Below are 7,988 nucleotides of genomic sequence, written 5' to 3'. Positions count from 1 at the left end.
GCGCGGCGCCGGCATCGACCAGCGTGTAAAACGAAAAGACCGGCGCCTCGTGACGTTCGCAGACCACGATCGTCAGACCATTGGACAACGTCTTGACGCTTGTCTTTTTTTCGAATGAAGCAAGATCCTGCGCGAACAACGCAGTCGAGAACAGCACGAGTTCTAGCGAGAGAAGAAGGCGAGCAGCTCGGGACATCGTGACTCCTTCCGAACTCTGCGAAGTTAAATGCTGGTTCTAAGGAGTGTCAAACGACGGGAGGAGCGAACACGAAGGACACAGAGGCAACTGCGGAGTTCACGAAGAGTCCTCCGCGACCTCGCGTTCTGCCTTGGTGACCTCCGTGTTCGCTCTTGGTTTTATCCCGCTCGCGCCGAACGTCGCGGCTTCAGCACTTCGGCAATCTTTCTGATAAGCGCATCGGGATCGTCTGATGTAGAAACGAAGCCGTCGACGTATGCAATCACCATTTCGGCGAGGGTAAACACGCCCGAGAAGATGATGACCGGTACGGCAGGTCGGATCGTTTTCATTTCCAGCGCGACGAGGTCACCGCTCATGCCCGGCATGTAGTAGTCGACAACAGCAAGGTCAATGTAGTTTTCGGTAAACAGCTTGAGAGCGTCCACGCCGTTACTGGCGGTGAGCACCTTATACCCAAGCAGTCGAAGGCGGGCATTCATTACCTCCAACCTCTGCAGGTTGTCGTCAACATAGAGGAGGGTTTCAGCCATACATAGTTAGAGGCACGCGAGAGGGAGTTTTGAGTGATTACATTGGGACAATGTACGTTCGTACTCGGCTGCAGCAGGCAACCAATTACTCCTACACCAAGGCAAATTCGATGAGCAGAGCGGATGGAAGTCAGGTCAAGCCCAGCTGTGAAGGATGCAAGCTCGGGACGTCCGCCGAGCTCTGCATTAATTACCAGCACTGACTGGTACGATGGAAAAGCTGCTTTAGCAGCGGCGGCGAAGACCCGGGCATAGCGCGTCGTGCTTGAGCAGCACACGTGTTTCGAATCGCCACAACTGGATCAGGAGTCTGTTTTGCAGGAAGTATTCATACTTTCCGCTGTGCGCACGCCGATCGGCAAATTCGGCGGCTCGCTCGCGCAGATGAGCGCTGCCGACATGGGCACGGTTGCGGCTCGTGCGGCGCTTGAGCGGGCAGGAGTCGACGGCGCTGAGGTGGAAGAGACAATCATTGGGAATGCCCGTCAGGCGGGCGGCGGTCCCAATGTTGCTCGGCAGGTTTCCATTCGCGCCGGTGTTCCCGAAACGGTGCCGGCGTACACAGTCAATCAGGCGTGCGCTTCAGGACTGAAATCCATCGCGCTCGCGTTTCAGGAGATGGTGAACGGCAATATGGATTGCGTACTGGCCGGCGGCACGGAATCGATGTCGCGTCTTCCTTATTACCTCGACGGCGCGCGCTGGGGATACCGCCTGGGAAATCAGGAGTTGGTCGATGGCATGTATCGTGACGGTTTCTTTTGCCCGATGGCCAAGATGGTGATGGGCGAAACCGCCGAGGTGCTCGCACGTGAATTTCATATCTCGCGCGAAGAGCAGGACCAGTACGCGCTCTGCTCGCAACAACGCGCCGAGCGCGCCATTCACTCGGGTCGCTTCGACGCGGAGATCGTCCCTGTCACAATCGAGAGCAAGAAGGGCACGCAGGTGTTTGCCCGTGACGAACATCCGATTCCGCAAGTGTCGTTGGAGAAGATGTCGAGGCTGAAACCTGTCTTCTCGTCCGATGGAACGATCACGGCCGGCAATGCATCAGGAATCACCGATGGCGCCGCAGCAGTGTTTCTGGCAAGCGGTTCGTTTGTGACTGATCGCAAGTTGAAGCCACTCGCAAAGATTCTCGCGGCCACGAGCGCTGGCGTCAGTCCCGAGCGAATGGGAATCGGTCCCGTTCCAGCTCTGCAGAAGCTCGACGCCAGACACGGAATCAAAACATCGGACGCCGACCTCATCGAGCTAAACGAAGCCTTCGCCGCGCAGGTGCTCGCCTGTGATCGTCAGATTCAGTTTGACCGCGACAAGCTCAACGTCAACGGCGGGGCGATTGCGCTCGGCCATCCAATCGGTTGCACGGGAACGCGAATTACAGTGACTCTCATTCACGAGATGTTAAAGCGAAAAGCCCGGCTGGGAATCGCGACGCTATGCGTTAGTGGCGGGATGGGAATGGCCTTGGCCCTTGAAAATGTCGCCTGAACTGTTCCTCCGTGTCCTCTGTGCCTCCGTGGTGAAAATCGCTTCCAGCTGTAAAGAAACGTAAACTGCTGCCGAATCATCCACTTACATCCCGCCGAATCGATGCGACTTTTGCTTCCAATGCTTCGTATCTAGAGTCGAATGTTTATAGAAGCAATAAGACCGGTGGAGTGGACTCTCAGAGAGAACGTCGAGATCGCCCGTGGTCTGCGGCGACGCGACCCGGCGCTGCTCGACCGCCTGATCGAGCGGTACCAGCACCGGCTGCTTCGTTACCTCGTCTTTCTCACCGGCAACCGCGAACTCGCTGAAGACATCTTCCAGGAAACCTGGATACGCGTGATGGAACGCGGCCGGCAATACAACGGTAAAGCGAAATTCGACACCTGGCTCTTCGCCATTGCACGTCACCTCGTCATCGATTGGTCGCGAAAGAAGACGACCGCCAGCCTCGAAGCTCTTCAAGAACAATACGGAGGCGAGTACACGTTTGATGTCCCATCGAACGCTCCGTCGCCGTTCGACGCGATCACGTCGCGCGAGAATCGCGAGAGCGTGCAAGCTGCACTCGCGCAACTGGACTCCCTTCACCGCGAAGTCCTCGTGCTGCGATTTCACGAAGAGCTCTCGCTGGAGGAGATCGCGACTGTCACGCACGCGCCGCTATCAACCGTGAAATCCCGTCTGTATCGCGGACTCGCCGCGTTGAAACCCGTGTTCTCGGAGGCGCAGCAATGAGCCGCTATCGCAACGATCATGAGCGGGCGTTCGAGCTTTGCTGCATGATGCTGGCTCATTCTATTGGTGAAGACGAGCAGCAGTGGCTGGAAAATCATCTGGCTGCGTGCTCGGTGTGTAACGATCGCCTTCAGCAGACCAGAGTGGCGGTTGCGGCTCTGAAGTCAGTCTCGATCAGCGCGACCAACGACATGGTCCAGAGCACCCGCCGTCGCGTGCGCGATTTGTGCCTTCGAGAAGAGGCTCGCAAGCGGCGCATGCGTCCGATCTGGGTTTCTTCTGCCTTTGCTTCGGTATGGATGGCGTGCAGCACGCCATATCTTTGGCAGTCTTTTGACTTGACCGGACACTGGCTGCACATCCCTGACCTGCTTTGGCAAATGGCGTTTCTTGTGGCATGGTTTACTCCGGCTTTGACCGGCGCCGCGGTCGCCCTGTGGCTGCGTCCGATGCTGGCTCGTGATCGCGGCGCGCTACTAAATCGCGTGACGGCATAGTTTCCAAAATTGGCCCATATGAGAATAGATTTTCCAGCATTGGACGAACGCAAGCCGCAGATCAGTGATGAATTGCGTCTCGTTCCAATGTGGTCGGTTGCGCTCGCAGTTGCATTGTTCGCGGCGGTGCAGGCCGCGGTGCATCTCTATCTGGTGCAACATCAGCACAATCTGCCGCCGCGTCCGTTCCTGATTTTCTGGAGCGTAGCTTGGGGAACTGTGATTGGCGTGTACACAATCATGGTCGGCTACGTCACCCGCGACGCCAGGCGACGGGGCATGAGCCTGGCACTCTGGACGCCACTCGTCATCTTCATGCCCGGCGCGATCGGACTAGTTCTGTATTTTCTTCTGCGCCAGCCGCTGCTTTCATCGTGCCCACAATGCTCGGCAAACATTGTGCCAGGTATGAACTTCTGCCCGCAGTGCCGCTTCCAACTCGCTCCCACATGTCCGCAATGCCAGCGCGCAGTGCGTATCACCGATAGCTTCTGCGGGAATTGCGGCGAGAGCCTGGCCGTGTCGGCCGCCGTTCAAGGACAGCTCCGGAGGTAGCGACAAAACCGTTTCAAAGAAAAGCGTTTCAGGAAGTTCGTTTCAGCGAAAGGCTTTTCAATAGAGGCGTTGCAAAGCCCTAAGGCAAAAAGGGGGTGTCGTTTTACACGCGTTCCTGTTGAAGCGCTTCTGTTGAAACGCCTTTCCCCTGAAACGAATTTCCTGAAACGATTCCCCTGAAACGCCTTTCCCTCTTTCCCTCCGCTATACTTTGGTTGAACTCTCAATGCCCATTTCGACCATCATCGTCGACGACGAGCAACTCGCGCGCGAGGAGCTTAGTTACTTGCTGAAGAGCGTTGGAGATGTCGACGTTGTAGCTCAGGGAAGCAACGGAGTCGAGGCGATCCAGCTCATTCGCGAGCACAATCCCGAATTGGTATTCATGGATGTCCAGATGCCCGGTCTTGACGGCTTCCAGGTCATCAAGAAATTGGTGGATAAGAAAGTTCCGTTGCCGCAGATTGTTTTCGCGACCGCGTTCGATCAGTACGCTGTGCGCGCATTTGAGGTCAACGCGATTGACTACTTGCTCAAGCCCTTCGATAAGAAGCGCGTAGCGCAGTCGGTAGACAAAGCGCGGCAGAAGCTCACTACGGCTCCCAGTCCGAGTGAACGCCTGGAGTCCCTGATCAACCTCCTCGAACAGCAGCAAAAACCACAGCAACAAAAACTACTGCTGCGTTCCGCTGGACGTTTGATTCTCATCGATCAGAAGGATGTATGCTTCGCGACCATCGAGGAAGGCATCATCACGGTCGCAACTTCCACGATGGAAGGCCATTCCAATTGCCGAACGCTGGAAGAACTGCAAGAGAGTCTCGATCCCAATCTCTTCTGGCGCGCGCACCGGTCGCACGTGGTCAACATCAACCGCATCAAGGAAGTGCTTCCCTGGTTCAAGAGCTCCTATCAACTGCGGATGGACGACCGCAAGCACACCGAACTTCCCGTAAGCCGCGCGCAAACCAAGCGCCTGCGCGAGCTGTTCGGACTGTGAACTTCCGCGTGACGAAGCTCGCAAGACCTTCTGTTTCCTCTCTAAGTTTTGTCCCCAGATTCGCGAGCGTCATGACCATTTTTCTCTTTGCGATTGCAACTGTAGGGACAATGAGCGCACAAGGCGACAAACTTCCTGATGGCACAAACGAAGGAGAATTCTTCATCGCCGGCGGACACAGCGTCTCTGGCGGACGCGGCAATACCGGAGTGTTTCAAGCGGGGTTCCGACTCGGGCGAGTCTTGTTCCAGGCGCCAAAAGGGAATCTGGAATACTCCGTTGACTTCATCCCGGTTTACTACATCGTCCAGCAACAGAATGCGTACGGCATAAGTTTCACGCCATTCAATTTGAAGTACAACTTCACCTCATTCCATCGCACGATCCCGTATCTTGAACTTGGAGGCGGTGTCCTCTTCACCACCCACGATGTTCCCGATGGCACAAACGGTGTTAACTTCACTCCGCAGGCCGGGATTGGTCTGCACATTCCCATGCGCTCCGGGTCACACCGATACCTGGGCGTTGCTTTGAAGTACATTCACATTTCCAACGCCGGACTCTCGGTCCCAAATCCAGGAATCAATACATTGCAGGTGAAGCTCTCCATTGGCCGCTTCGGCCGGAGGGTTTTCTAGGAACAGGGACAAATACAGGGACAGCTCCAAGAAATTCATCGGGATCGTCATTTTTTTTGCCCGAAAAACGAGAAATTCTCCTCGGGGCAGCGAATTATCAGGGAACTGAGCGGAACGGTCCGTAAACTCCGGTCAGGCAGCGACTTAGGGCTCATTCGCGAGAAAAGGCAGAAAACATCAGGGAATTAGCAGGGATTGCTTAGTTCCAATTTGGGATTATCTCGGTTTGTGAGCCGCCTCTTCTTCGTCTTCCTGCAGCGCCTCTGACGGAGCGGGTTGGCCTTCGCCAGACGTCGCCGCTCCAGGCTCCTCGCCAACTTCGAAGAGCGACATCACCTGATATTCTGCCTGTTCGGCAGCATTGATTCGGGACCTGAGCTGCAACTCCAACTCCCCGACCGCTTTGACTTCGGTCGTTGGTGATTCCGCGATTCTCACCAGCGCGGGGAGGGCCATCCACCACAACAGGCACTCGTAATTTTCCTTGTTAAAGTAGCGAACGCCTTCGTGCTCGTGAACATTGACCAGCCATGCGACATCAGGATCGTGCAGCCAACTGTACGGCAATCGGGCAGAACGTTCGGCGCCCGGGAGCCAAGCCTCATTTGCCAGCAGAACGCGAACGCGAGCTGCGGCGCGCCACCGCTCCTCGCCCTCAAGACCGAATTGGGAAAACGCGTCCGCCATAGGCTGGCGGAGCTTCAGTGCATCCAGCAACCTGGTTGCAGCCTTTCCGGGATCGGCGGGGTTAAGAAGTTTGCCTAGAGATTCTGCGGCTGCCCAGGCGACTACAGTTGCCCATTGAGCGCTGCCGTGTTTGTTGAAGCGGCTGGGAAGAACCTCGCAGGCAGAGGTCGTCCACGGAATCGCAAACTGGTTCTCGAGTTGAGGAACTCGAGCTGCAGCAGTCAATCTCTTCGTAAATGACTTTCGCGCCTGCTCGAAGCTGCCGCGCCATTCTGAACTCTGCGGGACACCCAGCATTTCGGCCGACTCCGCCGACGACAATCTCATAGCGGCATGGAGGACGTTCTCGAAACGGGAACTCAAGGCTGCGATGGATTCGTCGTTCGGAAGAGCCGGCGTTCGCTCTGCACCGGAGCTTTGCTTCATTGGCTTCTGCCGTTCCGCCCCGTCACCGGTCGTTCGCTGAGTCGAAGATGGAGGAAATGCGGCGTCGACAAACTGACGTTCCAGAACTGCCGAAAACGCCACATGCACTGGCCTGAGCTGCAATTCGCGCATGGCATCGGAGAGGCTGCGGACGCCTCGACCCCCAAGCTGGTGGTAAAGCTCGCGCCACGGATGATTGGCGTCATCGCGCAAATGCTTCCAATCGAGCAAGACGCGACACTGATATGCCCCGAGTTCCACGCGCATGCCTTTTTCGGCAAGCTCGCGTCCGCTGTAGAGATGCTCGTCCCCAGTCATGGTGTCACGCGCAGCGAGGAATTGCGCGTCGTCACCGGATAGGGCAAACGCATCGGCCAGAGTCCTCTGCCGCAGCGTACGTCCTCCAGCGTGCTTTTCGGCGAAAGCACTCGACACGCGAATCCAGCCGTGCGCATCCGCGTACTTGTTGTTGAAGATCACCAGCGCGCGCTCGTCGCCCAAACTGTTCGAATACGCAAACACGTTCTCGTTCACCGATCCGAAATCGGTGTAGAAGTCGTATAGAAGGAAGTTGCGAACGTCGGCAAACAGAGCCCGCCGATGAAGCAGAGGAGCGATCTGCTGCTCGTGACGCGATACCATCCACGGATCCGGCGATTCGTCGTGGTATGCCCGCCGATACTCCATGCCGTAACGTTCGGTAAATCCTTCCACCTGGCCGTGCCCAAACATCGGAAGGCCGGGCAACGTTGCCATCAGCGTGCAGACGCCGAAGTATTTATCGCCTTTCCCGAATTGGTCGACAGAAGTGCGCTCGTCGGGATTATTCATGAAATTGACGTAACGCTTGAGAATCTCGGGATCGAATTCGATCGTGTTCTTGATGACGTTGCGATAGTTCGCGTTCTCCTCGTCGCGCAGCATGTTCATGAACGCGCTGTTGTACACGCGATGCATTCCCAGTGTGCGCACGAAATAACCTTCAAGCAGCCAGAAGGCTTCTGCAAGCAGCAGTGTTCCCGGAGCTTCGGCGGCGCAGCGATCCACGACTTCGCGCCAGAACTCCTGCGGGAATGCGGCATCGAATTCCGGCTTGGTGAGGCCGTGTTCAGCGCGCGAAGGAATCGCGCCTCCGGTTCCCGGAACGGGGTACCACAGCCGTTGATAATGCTGCTTGGCAAGCGTCATCGCCGCGTCGAAGCGGATGATCGGCGAAAG

General features: G+C 56.7%; 9 protein-coding genes. 6 read left to right on the top strand and 3 right to left on the bottom strand.

Features of this window, described 5'->3' with window-relative positions; genetic code table 11:
* Together VFU50_16915 and VFU50_16910 are read right to left on the bottom strand one after the other, a co-directional pair.
* Positions 1 to 196: insulinase family protein (locus tag VFU50_16915; GenBank protein ID HEU5234545.1), on the bottom strand; the 196-nt coding region annotated here is incomplete at its 3' end.
* 161 nt (positions 197 to 357) lie between these two features.
* Entirely contained in the window at positions 358 to 732 is a 375-nt protein-coding gene (locus VFU50_16910) for a response regulator (GenBank protein ID HEU5234544.1), read from the bottom strand.
* Positions 733 to 1,047: 315 nt separating this feature from the next.
* Here VFU50_16910 and VFU50_16905 point away from each other — a divergent pair, with 315 nt between their 5' ends.
* From VFU50_16905 to VFU50_16880, 6 genes are all read left to right on the top strand, one after another.
* Complete coding sequence (locus tag VFU50_16905; GenBank protein ID HEU5234543.1) at positions 1,048 to 2,229, top strand: thiolase family protein; 1,182 nt, start codon at positions 1,048 to 1,050, stop codon at positions 2,227 to 2,229.
* Between the two features lie 141 nt (positions 2,230 to 2,370).
* A complete protein-coding gene (locus VFU50_16900; protein HEU5234542.1) occupies positions 2,371 to 2,967 on the top strand; it encodes an RNA polymerase sigma factor in 597 nt (198 codons plus the stop codon).
* Positions 2,964 to 3,464, top strand: a complete 501-nt coding sequence (locus tag VFU50_16895; protein HEU5234541.1) for a hypothetical protein — start codon at positions 2,964 to 2,966, stop codon at positions 3,462 to 3,464. Before VFU50_16900 ends, VFU50_16895 begins: the two co-directional genes overlap by 4 nt.
* An 18-nt stretch (positions 3,465 to 3,482) precedes the next feature.
* On the top strand, positions 3,483 to 4,019 hold the full coding sequence (locus tag VFU50_16890) for a zinc ribbon domain-containing protein (GenBank protein ID HEU5234540.1): 537 nt from the start codon (positions 3,483 to 3,485) through the stop codon (positions 4,017 to 4,019).
* Between the two features lie 226 nt (positions 4,020 to 4,245).
* Positions 4,246 to 5,019, top strand: a complete 774-nt coding sequence (locus VFU50_16885; GenBank protein HEU5234539.1) for a LytTR family DNA-binding domain-containing protein — start codon at positions 4,246 to 4,248, stop codon at positions 5,017 to 5,019.
* Between the two features lie 71 nt (positions 5,020 to 5,090).
* The gene (locus tag VFU50_16880; protein HEU5234538.1) at positions 5,091 to 5,657 is read left to right on the top strand and encodes an acyloxyacyl hydrolase; all 567 of its coding nucleotides are present in this window, start codon (positions 5,091 to 5,093) and stop codon (positions 5,655 to 5,657) included.
* 216 nt (positions 5,658 to 5,873) lie between these two features.
* Here the strand turns inward: VFU50_16880 and VFU50_16875 are convergent.
* A partial coding sequence (locus VFU50_16875) for an alpha-amylase family protein (GenBank protein ID HEU5234537.1) occupies positions 5,874 to 7,988 on the bottom strand: 2,115 nt, incomplete at its 5' end.

Source organism: Terriglobales bacterium, assembly GCA_035764005.1.
Taxonomy (GTDB): domain Bacteria; phylum Acidobacteriota; class Terriglobia; order Terriglobales; family Acidobacteriaceae; genus Gp1-AA112.
Note: the sequence above shows the minus strand (reverse complement) of the source record. Positions and strands in the feature narration are given on the sequence as shown.

Excerpts from the sequence above, each read along its gene's own strand:
- VFU50_16895 (HEU5234541.1), top strand. The coding sequence starts at position 2,964 with ATGAGCCGCTATCGCAACGATCATGAGCGGGCGTTCGAGCTTTGCTGC.
- VFU50_16900 (HEU5234542.1), top strand. The coding sequence starts at position 2,371 with ATGTTTATAGAAGCAATAAGACCGGTGGAGTGGACTCTCAGAGAGAAC.
- VFU50_16880 (HEU5234538.1), top strand. The coding sequence starts at position 5,091 with ATGACCATTTTTCTCTTTGCGATTGCAACTGTAGGGACAATGAGCGCA.
- VFU50_16910 (HEU5234544.1), bottom strand. The coding sequence starts at position 732 with ATGGCTGAAACCCTCCTCTATGTTGACGACAACCTGCAGAGGTTGGAG.
- VFU50_16885 (HEU5234539.1), top strand. The coding sequence starts at position 4,246 with ATGCCCATTTCGACCATCATCGTCGACGACGAGCAACTCGCGCGCGAG.
- VFU50_16890 (HEU5234540.1), top strand. The coding sequence starts at position 3,483 with ATGAGAATAGATTTTCCAGCATTGGACGAACGCAAGCCGCAGATCAGT.